This window comes from Dokdonella sp., from assembly GCF_019634845.1.
In the GTDB taxonomy this organism is placed as follows: domain Bacteria; phylum Pseudomonadota; class Gammaproteobacteria; order Xanthomonadales; family Rhodanobacteraceae; genus Dokdonella_A.
Window position 1 is genome coordinate 1 of record NZ_JAHCAQ010000018.1, and the last position, 16,356, is coordinate 16,356.

Genomic DNA, 16,356 nt, shown 5'->3' on the forward strand with positions numbered 1-16,356 from the left:
TCGTAGCGTGGTCGCGGCAGCCGGCGCGGCCAGCCGCAGCACTTGGCCGACATAGATCGTGTAGGGCGGTGCGATGCGGTTCCAGGTGGCCAGATCGCGGTAGTCCAGGCCATTGCGGAACGCGATGCTGTAGAGCGTGTCGCCACGCTCGACGTGGTGACTGTGCGCGCCACTGCGATTGCTTGCGGGCGCCGCCGCACGCGGCGCGCGCACGGGCATGCCGCTGCGATCTTCGACCGGCGCCGGCCCGGTCGAGGCACACGCCGTCAGCAGCAGCGTCAGCAGCAGTGGGAGCGGCAAGCGCACGTCAGGCCCCTGTTCCATGGCGCAGATTTACCTCATCCAGCGCCAATAGACGATGACTGCCGCCACCAGACCGATCAATGTCCAGCCGATCCACTCGATCCAGCGATGCAACGCCCGCTCGGCCCGCTCGCCACCGACGCGGATCACGCCGGCGAGCAGGAACACGCGCTTGCCGCGCCCGATCAGCATGCCGCCGATGAACGGCAGCAGCGGCATGCCGACGATGCCCGAGGCCCAGGTGAAGATCTTGAGCGGCACCGGCACGAAGCCGGCCAGCACGAGCATCCAGAATGCCTTCCACGGATGACTGCGTACGTCCGCGCCGAGCTCGGCCACCAGCGCATCGAGCCGGCCCGCCCAGCCGATCTGCGCCAGCAACGGCCGCAACAGGTCGAACGCGTAGTGGCCCAGCGCGTAGCCGACCATGGCGCCGAGCATCGAGAACACGAGGCTGAGGGCCGCGTAGCGTGCCCAGCGCTCGCGCCGGGCCAGCACCATCGGTGCCAGCATGATTTCGGGTGCCACCGGAAAGATGATGGCCTCGACGAAACTCAGACCCGCAAGGTAGCGCTCGGCGTGCCGATGAGCGGCCCACCGGAGCGCGCGCTCGTAGAGTGGCCCGAACAGCTTCATGGCCGGCTCCGCCACGACGATGTACGGCGCATCAGCCGGTTCCTCCGAGCAGCGGCACGAAACTCACGGCACCGAGCCGCTCGCTGACCCAGCCTTCCTCGCCGCCGCGCACCCGCAGCAATTCCTGGCGACCGGGCGGGCCTACCGGCGCCACCAGGCAGCCGGTCGGGACGAGCTGGTCGAGCAGGCCGGGTTCGAGCGCGGCACCGGCCGCGGTCACGATGATCGCATCGAACGGGGCCTCGTCGGGCCAGCCCAGGCGGCCATCATCGTGGCGCGAGCGGATGTTGGCGAGGCCGAGCTTGCGGAAGCGACGCCGCGCGTTGCGCAGCAGTTCCTCGATGCGCTCGACCGTGTAGACCTGTTCGACGAGTCGCGCCAGCACCGCGCACTGGTAGCCCGAGCCGGTGCCGACCTCGAGCACGCGGCGCGGCAGGGCATGCTCGATCAGCGCTTCGGTCATGCGCGCGACGATGTAGGGCTGCGAGATGGTCTGGCCCTGCCCGATCGGCAGCGCGGTGTTCTCGTAGGCGCGCGAGGCCAGCGCCTCGTCGATGAACAGATGGCGCGGCAACTGCCGCATCACGTCGAGGACGCGAGCATCGCGGATGCCGGCCTCGACCAGCGTCGCGATCATGCGGTCGCGCGCGCGCTGCGAGGTCATGCCCAGACCACGCGTGGCCGGATCGCGCGACGACAGCGGACTCATGCGGCGCCCGTGGTGGCAGCAGGCTCAGGCGACATCGGCCGCCGACTCGATCGCGGCCACCCAGCCCGAAACCTTCTCCAGCGCCGTGTAGCGCGTGAGATCGACCTGGATCGGCGTGATCGACACGTAGCCGTCGCGCACCGCATGGAAGTCGGTGCCGGGACCGTCGTCCTCGGCCTCACCGGCCGGTCCGATCCACCACATCGGCCGCCCGCGCGGGTCGGTCTGCGCGATGCACGGCGCCGAGCGGTGGCGCCGACCAAGCCGCACCACGGCCAGGCCACGGATCTCGTGCCAGGGTCGATCGGGCACGTTGACGTTGAGGATCGTATCGGCCGGCAGCGGATCGACCAGCAGACGCCGCACCAGCAACAGGGCGGCCCTCGCGGCGCTGTCGTAATGCGTGCCGATGTGGTTGTGGGTGACCAGCGACACCGCGATCGCGGGCAGGCCGAGGAAGCGCCCTTCCATCGCCGCCGACACGGTGCCCGAGTAGATCACGTCGTCGCCGAGGTTGGCCGCATTGTTGATGCCCGACACCACGATGTCGGGCTCCTGTTCGAGCAGGCCCGCCAGCGCCAGGTGCACGCAATCGGCGGGCGTGCCCGACACGCGCCAACGCGCCTCGTCGATGCGCAGCGCGCGGATCGGCCGATCCAGCGTGAGCGAATTGCTGGCGCCCGAGTGGTCGCGGTCGGGCGCCACCACGGTCACTTCGCCCAGCTCGCGCAGGTGCCGCGCCAGCACGGCTATGCCCGGCGCATCCACGCCATCGTCGTTGCTTACCAATACCCGCATGCGTCGTCACGCCGCGCATGGCGGCGTCGGTCCGGTCGTGGAAGGAGTCGCGCCATGATAGCCGATGGCGGCCGCGCCGCGACCGGCCCCGGCGCGCGCATCTGCTAACCTGCGGCCATGTCGCGCCATGCTTCAGACGAGGACGCGCGCCTGTTCCGCGAGGCCATCGGCCCCGTGCGCGAGCTGCGCAGCGACCACGCAACACCCACCGCGCCCAGACCTGCGGCCGAGCCCGAACAGGCCCGTCGTGACGAGGCCCGCGTGCGTGAGGAACTGCTGACCCATCCGATCGAACCGGGCGCGATCGAGTTCGGCGAAGAGATCGGCCATCTCAAGACGGGTCAGAGTCCACGGCTGCTGCAGCAATTGCGCCGCGGTCGCTACAGCGTGCGGGCCGAGCTCGACCTGCACGAGATGAGCGCCGCCGTCGCGCGCGAGGCGATCGGCCAATTCCTCGACGAATGCCGCAGGCATCGCGAGCTGTGCGTGCGAATCGTGCACGGCAAGGGGCTGCGCTCGGGCGCCGATGGCCCGGTGCTCAAGCGCCTCACCGACCTGCTGCTGCGCCGCCGCGCCGACGTGCTCGCATTTGCCTCGGCGCGCCCCGCGCAGGGCGGCACCGGCGCGGTGATCGTGCTGCTCGCGCGCGACTGAGCCCGCCGGCGCCCTGCCGCGTACCGTCGCCACACGGCCGGGCGACGCGCCGCGCCGGCCATGCGCCCGACGTTAGCGATACAATCGCCACCGCGGTGACAGTTGCGGTCGCCGTTTTGCGTTGTAGTCGGTCAGGCGACCGCGTTCGGAGCAGCCGATCGGGGCAGCGGACCGTCACGCTTGCGCGGATGGCCGGCCACGACACGGAAGGGCCAGAATGCGCGCACCGCAGTTGCCCCACCCACATCAACCGTCCACCCAACACCCCTGACAATCGGAGATCCACCCATGTTCGATCGCCGTCCGCGTTTCCTGCCACGCCTGGCGACCGCCGCGCTGGCGGCCCTGTTTGCCGCCGCATCGGCCAGCGCCGCCAAACCGGGCTTCGTCCAGTCCTCGACGCGCGTCGCGCCGCTCGTCACCACCATCGGCGGCACGCCGTTGACCGTCAACGTCGGCGACGATCTGTCGTTCCAGGTGCACAACTCGGCCATTCCCGGCGTGGGCCAGATCTACCCACCCGCCTCGACCGACACCGCCGACATGGGCTGGATGGTGCACGTCGTCACCACGACCGGGCACGATCAGTACGCACCCGACTTCAGCGACCACTCCGACGGCTCGGCCACGGGCAACCTCGGCACCCGCCTGTCGTATATCTCGCGCAGCGTGAGTGCGGTGAGCGGTACCGGCACGTCGGCCTCGCCGTTCCAGGTCACGACCACGGGCACGCTCGGCAGCAGCGGCCTGCGGGCCGTGCAGACCGTGCGCTATGTCAACGGCCAGAACTACTTCACCAAAACCCTCACCCTGAACAACCAGGGGAGCGCCCCGAGCAACGTCAAGATCTTCCTCGGCGCCGACATCTATCTCGCCGGCGCTGATTCGGGCGTCCCGTACCGCAATGTCGCTGCGAACGCAGTCGGTGGCAGCGACTGCGGGGCAACACCGAGCTACTACATCCTGCTGATTCCGCAGACACCTGCCGATGCCTGGACCGGCAACTCCTACTCGTCGATCTGGTCGCAGATCGGGGCGGGCGCACTCGACAACGCACTGGCTTCGGGCTGCATCGACAACGCCGCCGCCCTGCAGTGGAACCGCACGATCGCAGCCGGCGCGAGCGTGACGGTCCAGGCCGTGACCTCGTTCGGCGACATCCCATCCATTGCCCAGTTCAACATCACGAGCGTCACTCCCCCCAGTGGCGCGCAAGGCACGACCGTCAACGTCACGATCACCGGCGTCGGCTTCGACGCCAGCACGACGTTCACGTTCGGCGCCGGCATCACGGTCGGCAACGTCGTCATCGTCGACGGCAACACCGCCACCGCCACCCTGACCATCGCTCCCGCGGCGACGCCGGGTCCACGTGATGTCGGCGGCAGCAACGGCACGCTCAGCGCCACACTGTCCAACGGCTTCACGGTCACGGCGGGCGCCGGCCCGGGTCCGGGTGCCGGCCCGGTCGCAGCGCCGACCCTCGACGTGTTCGGCATGCTGGCCCTGCTGCTCATGCTCGGTGCCGCCGGCATGCTCGTGCTGCGCCGCCACTGAGGTCACCGCACCCACGGAGCGGGCAAGCCATGGATGGTTTGCCCGCCACCCGGCGATCCCGGCAACCAGATCACGGCGAGCGCGCCCGTCATCCCTCGCGCACGGGCCCGTGGACGTCGATCGCATGGGCATCGAAACGGTGGCTGATCGGCATCGGTCGCATCGAGCCGAATCAGCCGTTGCCGCATCCGGACCGGACGCTCCCGGTATCGCGCGGATCGAGCCGCGCCGGTCGGTGATCGAATGGGACCATCACGCTTCCGCACCCTGTTGCTCGGCGGCTACGGCAATTTCGGTGCCCGCATCGCCCGGCGACTGGCCGGTGACGCCGGCATCGAGCTCGTCATCGCCGGACGCTCCGCGCAGCGCGCGGCGCAATTGTCCGCCGCCTTGGCCGGCCATTGCAGCTCCACCGCGTTCGACGCCAACGGGTCGCTCGCTCTGCTGACATCGCACCTGCGCGAACATTCGCCGCAACTCGTCATCAACGCCTGCGGACCGTTTCAAGGTCGCGACTACCGCCTTGCCGAAGCCGCCATCGCGATCGGTGCACATTACGTCGATCTGGCCGATGCACGCACCTACGTCGCAGGCTTCGGCAGGCTCGACGCGGCCGCGCATCGGGCGGACGTGCTGGCCGTCACCGGCGCCAGCACGGTACCCGGCCTGACGGCAGCGGTCATCGATTCCATGCGCGGTGGGCTGGTACGCATCGACGCCATCGATTGCGGCATCAGCCCCGGCAACCGCACCGAACGCGGCTTGGCCACGGTCGCGGCGATCCTGAGCTATGTCGGGCGGCCGATCCAGGTCTGGCGCGATGGCCGCTGGCAACCGCTGCCCGGCTGGCAGGATTGTGGCCGCCATCGCTATCCCGAACCGATGGGAACGCGCTGGCTCGCCGCCTGTGACGTGCCCGACCTGGAACTGTTTCCGCAACGCTACGGCGCGCGCGCCGTGCGCTTCCGCGCCGGTCTGGAACTCTCCCTGCTGCACCTTGGCCTGTGGTCGCTGTCGTGGCTATCGCGGGTGCGACTGGTGCCCGACTGGTCGCGTCATGCGGCACTGTTGTGCCGCCTGAGCCGGTGGTTCGATCGTTTCGGCACGGATGTCGGCGGCATGCACCTGTCGGTACGCGGCAGCAACGCGCAGGGCCACGCACTGGAGCGGGAATGGATGATCGTGGCAGGCGGCGGCGATGGACCGGAGATTCCGGCCACACCTGCCGTGGTGCTGGCCAAGAAGCTGGCGCGCGGCGAACTCGCCGCACGCGGCGCACGGCCTTGTCTCGATTTGTTTTCGCTCGACGAATTCCTGACCGCACTGGAGGGGCTCGACATCCGCGTGACCTGCCAGACGCACGCCCTTCGCTAGTCCAGGAACCGCGCCGCCACCTCTGGCGCGGGCATCATGCAGAACTCGCGCTTGCCGAACAGCCGATAGCGGTTGCGGGCGATGACTCGATAAAGCGGATCGCGCAGCACGCGCGGCATCAGGCGCAGCGCGCCGAACAGGCGCCACGGCCCGCCCAGGCCGGTGAGTACATCGATGATCGCGTCGCTGTCGGTGCGCGCGCGGCCTGCGCGCAGCAGCAGGAAGGAGGATGGATCGGCTGGATCCAGCCCATGGTCACGCAGCAAGCGGCAGCCGACCTCCGACTGCATGCTGGCGAAGCGATACACACCGCGCCGGTCGTGGCGCAGCAGGAAGTGCACCCATCCGTTGCACAGATGACAGACGCCATCGAACACGATGATCGCACCGCCCGCATCACTCGACATGCAGCCACCCTGCATACGCCGCCACGCTGCCAAGCACCGGAAAGCTCGCTTCGACCTCGAATGTGTAGCGGCCTTGCGCGTCCACACCTTCGCGCGCCCGCACGCCACGCAGCAGCAAGGCGGGCATCGGCAGAACACCGAACACGCGCAGCGCCACTGGCTCCCAGACGATGCCGGCACCGTCGGCATGCAGTCGGAAACGGATCTCGGACGGTCCGAGCCGCTCGCACAACAGGCCATCGCGCGACCACAACCGCGATACGAATGGCGCCGGCGGAAAGTGCCGCGTCCAGCGTTCGCCCTCGCCGTCGCGCTCGATCGTGACCGCCATCGACACGCGACCTTCGTGCCTGGGCAGGCCCGCGATGCGCGCCGCCAGCCGCGCCAGCAAACTGCCGGCCGCACGCATCTGCGCCTGTCCTTCGAAACGCTGCGGCAACGCAGTCTCGTGCAGTACACGGACCGGGGCGGGAGCACGCTCCAGCGCGTTGCCGAGCAGTTGGCGGAACAGGGAGGCCATGCCCCATTGTCGCGTACCCACGGCTCGAACACGAAATGCCGCCGGCCATGCCGCCCACCTCGCGCGGCGTTGGGTGCGGCGTTGGGCGCGGCGTGGCCGCGGCACACCACGTTGCCCCCGGGCCACGAGACGATGCGCCGCCATGCTGGCGAGCCGCTCGTCCGCTCAGACCGAGCGCGCCTGCCATTCCTCGCGCGTCTGGCCCCAAATATCGATCGCATGCGTATCGAGTGGCGCCGGCAGCTTGCCGCGACCGCGGTTGCGCGACCCCAACCGCTGCGCCACGGCCTGCGAGGCCGTGTTGCTGACATCGATGCAGTGGATGACTTCACGCCAGCCAAGCACGGCAAAGGCCCACTCGATCGCCGCGCTGCAGGCCTCGACCGCGTACCCCTTGCCGCGCGCGTCCTGGTGCAGCGCATAGCCGACTTCGGTGCCGGGCCAACCATCGGGTTGCCACGGCCCGGCCTGGCCAACCCACAGTCCGCTGGCCTTCTCGATCAGCGAGAACATCGCGAACCCCTGCACGGCCCAAGCGCCAGGCATCTGCAGGAAACGCCGCCACGCATCGCCGCGCGCGACGCCGCCGCCGATGATGCGCGCCGCGCTCGGGTGGCAGAACAGCTCCGCATAGCGGTCGAAGTCCTCGCGCCGCGGCAGGCGCAGCAGCAGGCGTTCGGTTTCGATGCGCGGTTCGTGCGCCGCCGCCTGCGCCGATGCGCTCACCGTCACCACTCCCGGCGCGCGCGCGGCATCAGTCACTGGTTTTCGGCGCCGCGGGCGCCGCCACGGCATCGCCGGCGATGTAGTCACAAGCCGGCGCAATGCGCTTGATCAACGGATAGTCGCGGGTCTGGCAGCGCCATTGCAGCCCCACCGCATCGACATGCGAGGTGTCGGGCACGAACTCGATGCGACCGCCATCCACCCCCGACCGCGCATCGAACACGAGCTCGATGCGGCCATCCTCATGTACGGTGGCCGAGCGCAGGCTCTTGCCACGGTACTGCGCCGGCGGCGGCAGACCCGCCTCGACCTGATTCGCCGGCATCCTGCCCATCGCCGCGTGATACTCCGCGACCGCAACCCGCATGGCGGACGCCACGGCTAGATCCTCGCGCAGCAGCACGCTCGCCTCGTCGCCCGCGCCGGCCAGAGCCTCATTCGCACTGGCCAAGGTCTGCCGCATGCGCTCCTGCTCCTCGCGTGCCGCCTCGAGCGAGTGCCTGACCTCGGTCAGCGCCTGTTGCTGGGCCTCACGCAACTGCGCCATCTGCGCCGCCATTGCCGCCTGCTGTTCGCGGTTGACCTGCCATTGCCAGGCTGCGAAACCAAGCACGCCGAGCAGTACGACGAACAGCAGCGGCAGTATGGCTTGGCGCATCGTGGGCGTCCTAGAAGGCGTTGATGCCGGTGATTTCGCGCCCGACCACGAGCTGGTGCACGGTCTCGGTACCCTCGTAGGTGATGACCGATTCGAGGTTGAGCGCGTGGCGGATCGGGCTGTGTTCGGTGGTGATGCCGGCGCCGCCGAGGATATCGCGACATTCGCGGGCGATGTCGATCGCCATGCGGCAGTTGTTCCACTTGGCCAGCGACACCTGGGTCGGTTGCATCGTGCCGGCATCCTTGAGACGGCCGAGCTGGAGCGAGAGCAGCTGCGCCAGCGTGATGCGGCGGGCCATGTCGGCCAGCTTGAGCTGCACCGCCTGGGTGGCAGCCAGCGGCCGCTGGAACAGCATGCGGTTCTTCGCGTATTCGGTCGTTTCGCTGAAACAGGCGATCGCCGCGCCGATCGGTCCCCAGGTGATGCCATAGCGCGCCTGGGTGAGGCAGCCGAGCGGCCCCTTGAGACCCTTCACGCCGGGCAGGCGGTTGGCATCGGGCACGCGCACGTTGTCGAGGAACAATGCACTCGTCACCGACGCGCGCAGGCTCATCTTCTTGTGCACTTCCTGCGCCGCGAATCCCTTGCTGTCGGTCGGCACGATGAAGCCCTGGATGCCCTCCTCGGTCTGCGCCCACACGATCGCGATATGGGCCAGGTTGCCATTGGTGATCCACATCTTGGCGCCGTTGATGACCCAATCGCCGCCATCCTTCCTGGCATGGGTTTTCATGTTGGCCGGATCCGAGCCGCCATGCGGCTCGGTCAGGCCGAAGCAGCCGATGACCTTGCCCGCCGCCATCGGCGGCAGCCAGTGGCGCTTCTGCTCCTCGCTGCCGTAGGCGAAGATCGGGTACATGCACAGCGAGCTCTGCACCGACGCGAAGCTGCGCAGGCCCGAATCGCCGCGCTCGAGCTCCTGGCAGATCAGGCCGTAGCTCACGCCATTCATGCCGCCACAACCGTACTCGGTCGGCAACGTGGCACCGAGCAGGCCGAGCTCGGCCATTTCCGGGATCAGCTCGGTCGGAAAGCGCCCCTGGTCGAAACAGTCGCCGATGATCGGCAGCACGCGCTCGTCGGTGAAACGCGCCACGCTGTCCTGCACCATGCGCTCTTCCTCGGAGAGCAGCGCGCGGACGTCGTACAGATCATGTGGATTGAGCGGGGTGGCGGGCATGGCGGATCCGGATCGGGCAAAGTCGCGTATTGTACTGCCGTGCCCCGGCAGCGGCCACGCATGTCCGCAAAAATGGCCCGACCGAACCGATGCGCGTTCCCGTCCTCACCTACCATTCGATCAACATCAGCGGCAACGACTACGCCGACAACGACCACGTGGCGCTGGCGGCCGACCTGCGCGCGCTGCAGCGTGACGGCTGGCGTATCGTGCCGCTGGCGCAGGTGGTGGCGGGGCTCATCGGCGAGGCCGACCCGGCCGGCCTCGAACGCACGGTCGCGCTGAGCTTCGACGACGGCGCCTGGTTCGACTGGCACGACCTCGACCATCCGAGCTGCGGTCCGCAGCGCGGCTTTGCCGGCATCCTGCGCGATTTCGTCGCCGCCACCGGCGCCGCCGTGCACGCCACCAGCTTCGTCATCGTCGCGCCGCAGGCGCGCGCGATCCTCGACCGCACCTGCCTGATCGGTCGCGGCTGGTGGGACGACCAATGGTGGCCGCTCGCCCAGCGCGAGGGCCTCATCGCCATCGAGAACCACAGCTGGGACCACAATCACGACACCCTGCCGCAGACGGTGCAGCGCGACGGCCGCAGCGGCACGTTCCGCAGCATCGAGACCTGGGCCGAGGCCGACGCCGAGATCCGCGCCGCCGCCGACTGGCTCGATGCGCTGCTGGCACCGCACCGCGGCAGCCTGTTCGCGTTTCCCTACGGCGAATCCAACGACTACCTCGTGCACGAATACCTGCCGCGATTCGGCCATCAGCACCGCCTGCGCGCCGCGTTCGGCACCAGCCCGGCGCCGGTCACGCTGCACGCCACGCGCTGGAACCTGCCGCGTTACGTCTGCGGCCAACATTGGCGCTCACCCGAAGAGTTCGAGCGCCTGCTGCGCGAGTGCCGCTGAGCGCGGGTTACGGCGATGCGTGCGCAGGGAGCACGACCAGATCGAGATTGCGCTCGATGCCGCGCAAGCGGAACAACCAATGCACGCTTTGCGCGCCATCGCATCCATCGCACGCGTAAACCATCGAGCCACCATCGTCGTAGGCGGGCGCCGCTGCTTTTCCGTTGGCCGTGACTGCTTCCACCTGCAGCGGCGCTGACATCGACAGGCGGTTGGTCAGCACGATCGCATCGTCGTTGCGCGCATCGAACCCATAGTCGCGCGCGGCTTCCTCGGCGCCGCCATCGGGAGTGATCTGCAAACGCCGCAACGGCGCAGCAATGCCGCCCTGCGCGGGCGCGATCGGACGCACGTCGTCATACAGCGCCATGCCCGCCACCACGCGCGCAGGCGCGATGCCCGAGGCGAGTGACGCCGCAGGAAAAATGCCGGCAACGTGGCGCGTGCCGGGCCGCGTCCCGCCAAAGCGCAGCACGGGCCAGCGGCCACAAGCATTCCTGAGCGGCGCCGCGAACGTCGGTTCGATCACCGCGGCCAACCGCCCATGCAACACATCGACGTCGCACAAGACGGCAGCGACACGATCGATGCGCCGTACCGGATAAAACGCCAGGCGCACGCTCACGGTACGGTTGCCCGCGTCGATCGCGTCGTGCCACGGGTTCACGCCCGCCGGCATCCGAAATTCGGGACCGCGTTGCAGCAGGAACGAAAACGGCGCAAGGCAAAGCGCCGTGTACGCCGCCCATGCGCTTGCGCCGATGGCGGCGACGATGCGACGGCGGGCCGCAAACCATTGCCACCACCCGATGGCGACGAGAAAAGCCAGCGGCGGCAGGCACGACGGCACCATCCACACCGGCGTGATCGGACGCAGCAACACCACGAAGGCGACCTGCGCAACCCAGAACGCGAATGCCAGGCACGCCCAGCGCCGCATCCGCGACGACGTTCGCATCGCCCACGCGAGCCCACAGGCAGCGATCGCGATGCACACGCACCACGCCAGCCACGCCGCATGCGCCGCGCCGTCATTGCCGGCGTCGATCACGAGAAATCCCCATCTGGCACCGCCGACGACCAACTGCGCGGCGAGCAAGACGATCCTGTGAAGCGGATCGACGGCGATGTCCGCGCCAAGGTAGGCAGCAATCGGCTTGAGCGCAGCGACCACCTCCGTGCCGCGGTCAAGCCACGGCGGCAACAGGCTCGCGATAACGACGAGCGCGGCTCCGGTCAACCGGTAAAACGTCGCCCACGAACGATGCCGCAGCAGCAGGAAGCAGCCGGCGACGACGATGTAGAGGATCGTCGTAGGATGGGCGTGAATGCACGCCGCCGCGGCAAGACCGAACCACAACGCATTCGATCCACTCATGCGCGACGCGCACCGCCAGGTGGCGAACGCGAGCCACAACACGCAGGTCTCGACCAACGCGATGTGCGACGGGAACACCAGCGCCGCCGTCGACCATCCGGCAATCGCGAAGGCCACGGCAAGAAGGAAGCCGAATCGCGGATCGAGCAGACGCAAGCCAAGACGCCAGGCCAACACGTATTTGAGCGCAGCGAGCAACTGCACCAATGCCATCGTCCAGGCGACGCTGCCGGTCAGGAACACCGGCAGCGCGAGCAGGTAGAACCACCATGGCCCGAGCTCGATGAGCTGGTAGATCTGCGGCCCCGCCAGCGGAAAGCGCTCGCCGTGCGCGATCGAGCTCGCCCAGTAGAAATCGCGCCAGAAATCGGCGACGCCGGCGGAGTTCATGCCCGCGGCGACGTGGATGCAGACCATCAGCGCACAGAACGCGCCGCCGGCGACGAGCCAGCATATGGCGGAACGCTCGCACACGGCACTGGGCGATGCGATGGGTGGATCGTGTCGCGGCATGCGATGGTCGGCGGGCAGAATCGGCAGCGCGCAGCCTAGCGCAAAGCGACACCACGGCCCATCGACCGGGACCGACCACGTGCAGTTCAGAGTTTCGTCGGCAGGCGCCGCTGCGCTACGCTCTCACCGAGCCGCAATTCCGACGCACTCATTGCCGAAAGAGCCGCAAAAATGCACAGCGACGCCATTTCCATCGTTCCCGAACATCTGCGCAGCTTTTTCACCATCACCGAGGTCGACAACGCCGAACTTCCCGCCGGCGCCCTGTTCCAGCGCAAGTTCGGCTCGCCACCGCCAACGGAAGGTCATCACCTGGTGGCGTTGCACCGCGCCGAGGATGGTGGCCTGCGCGTTGCCGGCTACTCGCATGCGCGCGAATTCGGTGACGTCTGCCTCATCGGCGGTGCCTGCACCGATGGCGCGGTCATGCGCGCGCTGCCCCCCGAACACGCGGCCGCGATCCGCGCCGCTGGCGGCGTGTGGTACCTGCTGATCAAGTACATGTTCGCGCGCTACGCCGACCGCTGCGCGGCCTTTTTCGGCTACTGTGGCGACCCGCGCGCACTCGAGGTCGACCTCGCCGCCGGCTTCGTGCCGGTCGCGCCACAATTCCTGCTCGCGCATTGGCACCGCGAGCTGCCCGAGATCGTGCGCCGCGCGCTCATCGCCAAAGTCGCCGCGCTCGGTCCGTTCTGAACACCACCGCCACCGCCTGTTCGTGCGCGCCGTGGGCTCACCCCATCGGCGGCGTTGGCCGCGTGGCGATGCGCCCGAATGCGGGTTGGCTGGCGCGGCGGGCCGCTCAATCCGGCGCGGGCGCGTCTTGCGATGCGCCGATCCGGTACGGCCGCTGCGGGATCGCCTGACGCAGCCCTAGGTGGCCGGCGCCTTGCGCTCGCGCCGCGGCACATGGCCGGTGGCGACGTGCTGGCGGGCCGATTCGACGTTGACGGGCGAGTCGTCGAAGAAGATGTCGGCGCCGAAGGCTTCGAGGAACGGCCCCTTCGGTCGCCCGCCGAGGAACAGTGCCTCATCGATGCGCACGCCCCATTCGCGCAGGGTCAGGATCACGCGCTTGTGGGCCGGAGCCGAGCGCGCGGTGACCAGCGCGGTGCGGATCGGCGCCGCCTCGCTCGGGAACGCCTGCTGCAGGCGATGCAGCGCATCGAGGAAACCGCGGAACGGGCCGCCCGACAGCGGTTCGCTGGCGCGCTCGGCCTCGTGGCGGTGGAATGCCTCGATGCCGCCCTGTTCGGAGACACGTTCGGACTCGTCGCCGAACAGCACCGCATCGCCATCGAACGCGATGCGCACCTGCTGCGAACTGGACTGCGGCGCCTTCGACGGCAGGATCGTCGCGGCGGCGATGCCGCCGGCGAGCGCGTTGGCGACGCTGTCGGGGTTGGCCGACAGGAACAGGTCGGCGCCGAACGCACGCACGTACGGCAAGGTGGGTTCGCCACGCGTGAACACGGCGCGCGCGATGCCCAGGCCGTAGTGCTCGATCGAATTGAAGATGCGCAGGCCGGTGTCGGCCGAATTGCGCGACAGCAGGATCACTTCCACGCGCGGCGCGGCGTCGTTGCCGTCATTGAGCGCGAGCAGCTTCTGCACCAGACCGAATGCAATGCCCATCGGCAGCAGGTCGTCCTCGCGCTCGATCTGGTGGCGCGCGAATGCCTCGACGCCGCTGCGCTCGAACAGCTCGTGGCTCTCCGACAGGTCGAACAGCGCGCGCGAGGAAATCGCCACCACGAGCGCATCACCATTTGCATGCTTGTTGTCCACCGTCACCATCCGCCCGGGCGCACCGGCCCGACCACGCGCACGATAGCGCACAACGCCCGCCGGCAATGGCTGAACACGCGCCGCGCGCCAATGTTTCGTTGCCCCGGCCCTAACCCTTTTGCAACGTCGATGATTGCATGCTGGGCGCCCGCGGCGGTTGCGCGCGAGCCCGCTGTGAAGCGCGCTGGGGACGCGCCGCCGTCGTGGACCAGCCCGTCCGCACCGTGTGGCCACCTGCCGGCCCGCAGTTGGCTCAGCCCGTCACTGCGGCAGGCACGATCCGTTCCAGGGTGCCGATCGAATGGCCCTGCTCGGCCAGGTATTCGAGCCAGCGGTTGAGGAAGGAACTCATCCGCAGCCGCTGCTGGAACAGGTCGCGGCTCGGCCGCAGCGGCCCGATCGCGCGCACCAGGCGACGGTCGGCACACAGGTCGAGCACCTCGGCCATGTGCGCATCGTCGTACATTCGCAATTGCGCCGAGGGCGAACGTTCGCCCGTGCTCGCATCGACGAAGTCGTAGGTCAGGTGCAGATCCAGTGTGTAGCGATGTCGCTCGAGCACGTCCAGGCGCAGGTCGAGCCCATCGTCGAGACTCGAACGGTAGCTGCCGAGCGCGAGCCGACCCGGCGCGAACAGTCGTGCGAGGCGGTGGTAATTTTCGGCGTAAAGGCCCATGAGCCAGGCAAAGCGGCTCGGCAGCACCGATGCGGGATGGTCGACTACGACTGACATGGTTCGATCTTAGGCGCGATCGCGGTGCAGGCACAGACTGTTGCAAACGGGCACCGGCATGCCAAGATGGTGCCCTGCCGCCGCGCCCACGCTCATTCGCGCGCGGCCTGCAGGGCCTGAGCCAGGCGCTCCACCGCGATGATCTCGAGCTCGCCGACATGGGACTTCTTCGGCGCGTTGGCCTTGGGCACGATCGCGCGGCGAAAGCCGTGGGTGGCCGCCTCCCTGAGTCGTTCCTCGCCATTGGGCACGGGCCGGATCTCGCCCGACAGCCCGACCTCGCCGAACGCCACGGTCTTGTCCGGCAGCGGCTTGTCGCGAAAGCTCGACAGCACGGCCAGCAGCACCGGCAGGTCGGCCGCGGTTTCCTGCACGCGGATGCCGCCGACCACGTTGACGAATACGTCCTGGTCGTAGACGGCCGCGCCGCCGTGCCGATGCAGCACGGCCAGCAGCATCGCGAGACGATTCTGTTCGAGACCAAGCGCAACGCGGCGCGGATTGCCGAGCGAACTCTGGTCGACGAGGGCCTGCACTTCGACCAGCAGCGGTCGCGTGCCCTCGCGCGTGACCATGACCGCGCTGCCCGCAGTCGGCTGCGCATGCGCGGAGAGGAAAATCGCCGACGGATTGGGCACCTCGCGCAGACCCTTGTCGCCCATCGCGAACACGCCCAGTTCGTTGACCGCGCCGAAGCGGTTCTTGAATGCACGCAGCACGCGGAAGCGCGAGCCGGATTCGCCCTCGAAATACAGCACCGCGTCGACCATGTGTTCGAGCACGCGCGGGCCGGCGATGCCGCCCTCCTTGGTCACGTGGCCGACGAGGAACACGCTCGTGCCACTTTCCTTGGCAAAGCGCACCAGCCGCGCCGCGGCCTCGCGCACCTGCGATACCGAACCCGGCGCGGCGGTAAGCAGTTCCGTCCAGATCGTCTGGATCGAATCGACGATGAGCACTTCGGGTTTCGCGTTCGCCGCCTCGGCAAGAATGCGTTCGATCGAAGTCTCCGCGAGCGCCTCAAGCCCTTCGAGAGCAATGCCCAAACGCTGCCCGCGCGAAGCGACCTGCGCCAGCGATTCCTCGCCGGTCACATACAAGCCACGCACGCGCTGGCCAAGGGTGCCGAGCATCTGCAGCAGCAAGGTCGACTTGCCGATGCCCGGATCGCCACCGATCAGCACGACCGAGCCGGCGACGAGACCCCCACCGAGCACCCGATCGAGTTCGCCGATGCCGGTGGCAATGCGCCGTTCGGCCTCCGCGGCGACGCTGGCCAGGCGCGTGATCCTGGCGCCATCGGTCGCCCCGGCGTAGCCGCCGCGTGCGCCGGCCGCAGCCTTTGCGGCCGGCTGCACGACGAATTCGGCCAGCGTGTTCCACGCGCCGCACTCGGCGCACTGGCCCTGCCACTTGGCATGCTCGGCGCCGCATTCGCCGCAGACGTAGGCGGTTTTGGCCTTGGCCATGCTCAGGGATACCGTGTGGCGAAGCGGATCCGGATCATAGCG

General features: G+C 68.8%; 18 protein-coding genes. 5 read left to right on the forward strand and 13 right to left on the reverse strand.

The window, feature by feature from the left end:
• The 4 genes from KF903_RS12420 to surE form a co-directional block, all read right to left on the reverse strand.
• A partial coding sequence (locus tag KF903_RS12420; RefSeq protein WP_291215309.1) for a LysM domain-containing protein occupies positions 1-324 on the reverse strand: 324 nt, incomplete at its 3' end.
• 9 nt (positions 325-333) lie between these two features.
• On the reverse strand, positions 334-939 hold the full coding sequence (locus KF903_RS12425; RefSeq protein WP_291215312.1) for a YqaA family protein: 606 nt from the start codon (positions 937-939) through the stop codon (positions 334-336).
• Positions 940-970: 31 nt separating this feature from the next.
• Positions 971-1,648, reverse strand: a complete 678-nt coding sequence (locus tag KF903_RS12430; protein ID WP_291215314.1) for a protein-L-isoaspartate(D-aspartate) O-methyltransferase — start codon at positions 1,646-1,648, stop codon at positions 971-973.
• 24 nt (positions 1,649-1,672) lie between these two features.
• On the reverse strand, positions 1,673-2,446 hold the full coding sequence (gene surE, locus KF903_RS12435) for a 5'/3'-nucleotidase SurE (protein ID WP_291215316.1): 774 nt from the start codon (positions 2,444-2,446) through the stop codon (positions 1,673-1,675).
• 117 nt (positions 2,447-2,563) lie between these two features.
• On the opposite strand from surE, the gene KF903_RS12440 reads away from it, so the two are divergent.
• From KF903_RS12440 to KF903_RS12450, 3 genes are all read left to right on the forward strand, one after another.
• On the forward strand, positions 2,564-3,100 hold the full coding sequence (locus KF903_RS12440; protein WP_291215318.1) for a Smr/MutS family protein: 537 nt from the start codon (positions 2,564-2,566) through the stop codon (positions 3,098-3,100).
• A 288-nt stretch (positions 3,101-3,388) separates the two neighbouring features.
• On the forward strand, positions 3,389-4,657 hold the full coding sequence (locus KF903_RS12445) for a hypothetical protein (RefSeq protein ID WP_291215320.1): 1,269 nt from the start codon (positions 3,389-3,391) through the stop codon (positions 4,655-4,657).
• Between the two features lie 243 nt (positions 4,658-4,900).
• The gene (locus KF903_RS12450; protein WP_291215323.1) at positions 4,901-6,031 is read left to right on the forward strand and encodes a saccharopine dehydrogenase NADP-binding domain-containing protein; all 1,131 of its coding nucleotides are present in this window, start codon (positions 4,901-4,903) and stop codon (positions 6,029-6,031) included.
• Here KF903_RS12450 and KF903_RS12455 read toward each other — a convergent pair.
• The 5 genes from KF903_RS12455 to KF903_RS12475 form a co-directional block, all read right to left on the reverse strand.
• Positions 6,028-6,453 (reverse strand): thiol-disulfide oxidoreductase DCC family protein, encoded by a 426-nt coding sequence (locus KF903_RS12455; protein WP_291215326.1) that lies wholly within the window; start codon positions 6,451-6,453, stop codon positions 6,028-6,030. The two genes, KF903_RS12450 and KF903_RS12455, sit on opposite strands and share 4 nt — an antisense overlap.
• Positions 6,428-6,958: a DUF4166 domain-containing protein gene (locus tag KF903_RS12460; protein WP_291215328.1), complete on the reverse strand. Its 531-nt coding sequence runs from the start codon at positions 6,956-6,958 to the stop codon at positions 6,428-6,430. Before KF903_RS12460 ends, KF903_RS12455 begins: the two co-directional genes overlap by 26 nt.
• Positions 6,959-7,123: 165 nt before the next feature.
• Complete coding sequence (locus KF903_RS12465) at positions 7,124-7,684, reverse strand: GNAT family N-acetyltransferase (RefSeq protein ID WP_291215330.1); 561 nt, start codon at positions 7,682-7,684, stop codon at positions 7,124-7,126.
• Between the two features lie 28 nt (positions 7,685-7,712).
• Positions 7,713-8,342: a pilin gene (locus KF903_RS12470; protein ID WP_291215333.1), complete on the reverse strand. Its 630-nt coding sequence runs from the start codon at positions 8,340-8,342 to the stop codon at positions 7,713-7,715.
• 10 nt (positions 8,343-8,352) lie between these two features.
• The gene (locus KF903_RS12475) at positions 8,353-9,525 is read right to left on the reverse strand and encodes an acyl-CoA dehydrogenase family protein (protein WP_291215336.1); all 1,173 of its coding nucleotides are present in this window, start codon (positions 9,523-9,525) and stop codon (positions 8,353-8,355) included.
• 89 nt (positions 9,526-9,614) lie between these two features.
• Here KF903_RS12475 and KF903_RS12480 point away from each other — a divergent pair, with 89 nt between their 5' ends.
• Positions 9,615-10,433 (forward strand): polysaccharide deacetylase family protein, encoded by an 819-nt coding sequence (locus KF903_RS12480; protein ID WP_291215338.1) that lies wholly within the window; start codon positions 9,615-9,617, stop codon positions 10,431-10,433.
• 7 nt (positions 10,434-10,440) lie between these two features.
• Here KF903_RS12480 and KF903_RS12485 read toward each other — a convergent pair whose 3' ends face one another.
• Positions 10,441-12,201: a hypothetical protein gene (locus KF903_RS12485; RefSeq protein WP_291215341.1), complete on the reverse strand. Its 1,761-nt coding sequence runs from the start codon at positions 12,199-12,201 to the stop codon at positions 10,441-10,443.
• 294 nt (positions 12,202-12,495) lie between these two features.
• Between KF903_RS12485 and KF903_RS12490 the strand changes: the two genes are divergently transcribed.
• Positions 12,496-13,020: a hypothetical protein gene (locus KF903_RS12490; protein WP_291215343.1), complete on the forward strand. Its 525-nt coding sequence runs from the start codon at positions 12,496-12,498 to the stop codon at positions 13,018-13,020.
• 177 nt (positions 13,021-13,197) lie between these two features.
• Here KF903_RS12490 and KF903_RS12495 read toward each other — a convergent pair whose 3' ends face one another.
• From KF903_RS12495 to radA, 3 genes are all read right to left on the reverse strand, one after another.
• Entirely contained in the window at positions 13,198-14,112 is a 915-nt protein-coding gene (locus tag KF903_RS12495) for a 5'-nucleotidase (protein WP_291215344.1), read from the reverse strand.
• 253 nt (positions 14,113-14,365) lie between these two features.
• Positions 14,366-14,845, reverse strand: coding sequence for a DUF1249 domain-containing protein (locus KF903_RS12500; RefSeq protein WP_291215346.1), 480 nt, complete (start codon positions 14,843-14,845; stop codon positions 14,366-14,368).
• Between the two features lie 92 nt (positions 14,846-14,937).
• The gene (gene radA / locus KF903_RS12505) at positions 14,938-16,314 is read right to left on the reverse strand and encodes a DNA repair protein RadA (RefSeq protein WP_291215349.1); all 1,377 of its coding nucleotides are present in this window, start codon (positions 16,312-16,314) and stop codon (positions 14,938-14,940) included.
• Between the last annotated feature and the right edge of the window lie 42 nt (positions 16,315-16,356).

Coding starts and splice junctions, on each gene's coding strand:
- KF903_RS12450 (WP_291215323.1), top strand. CDS start 4,901: ATGGGACCATCACGCTTCCGCACCCTGTTGCTCGGCGGCTACGGCAAT.
- KF903_RS12490 (WP_291215343.1), top strand. CDS start 12,496: ATGCACAGCGACGCCATTTCCATCGTTCCCGAACATCTGCGCAGCTTT.
- KF903_RS12480 (WP_291215338.1), top strand. CDS start 9,615: ATGCGCGTTCCCGTCCTCACCTACCATTCGATCAACATCAGCGGCAAC.
- KF903_RS12475 (WP_291215336.1), bottom strand. CDS start 9,525: ATGCCCGCCACCCCGCTCAATCCACATGATCTGTACGACGTCCGCGCG.
- KF903_RS12460 (WP_291215328.1), bottom strand. CDS start 6,958: ATGGCCTCCCTGTTCCGCCAACTGCTCGGCAACGCGCTGGAGCGTGCT.
- KF903_RS12500 (WP_291215346.1), bottom strand. CDS start 14,845: ATGTCAGTCGTAGTCGACCATCCCGCATCGGTGCTGCCGAGCCGCTTT.
- KF903_RS12445 (WP_291215320.1), top strand. CDS start 3,389: ATGTTCGATCGCCGTCCGCGTTTCCTGCCACGCCTGGCGACCGCCGCG.
- radA (WP_291215349.1), bottom strand. CDS start 16,314: ATGGCCAAGGCCAAAACCGCCTACGTCTGCGGCGAATGCGGCGCCGAG.
- KF903_RS12430 (WP_291215314.1), bottom strand. CDS start 1,648: ATGAGTCCGCTGTCGTCGCGCGATCCGGCCACGCGTGGTCTGGGCATG.
- KF903_RS12425 (WP_291215312.1), bottom strand. CDS start 939: ATGAAGCTGTTCGGGCCACTCTACGAGCGCGCGCTCCGGTGGGCCGCT.
- surE (WP_291215316.1), bottom strand. CDS start 2,446: ATGCGGGTATTGGTAAGCAACGACGATGGCGTGGATGCGCCGGGCATA.
- KF903_RS12440 (WP_291215318.1), top strand. CDS start 2,564: ATGTCGCGCCATGCTTCAGACGAGGACGCGCGCCTGTTCCGCGAGGCC.
- KF903_RS12485 (WP_291215341.1), bottom strand. CDS start 12,201: ATGAACTCCGCCGGCGTCGCCGATTTCTGGCGCGATTTCTACTGGGCG.
- KF903_RS12470 (WP_291215333.1), bottom strand. CDS start 8,342: ATGCGCCAAGCCATACTGCCGCTGCTGTTCGTCGTACTGCTCGGCGTG.
- KF903_RS12455 (WP_291215326.1), bottom strand. CDS start 6,453: ATGCAGGGTGGCTGCATGTCGAGTGATGCGGGCGGTGCGATCATCGTG.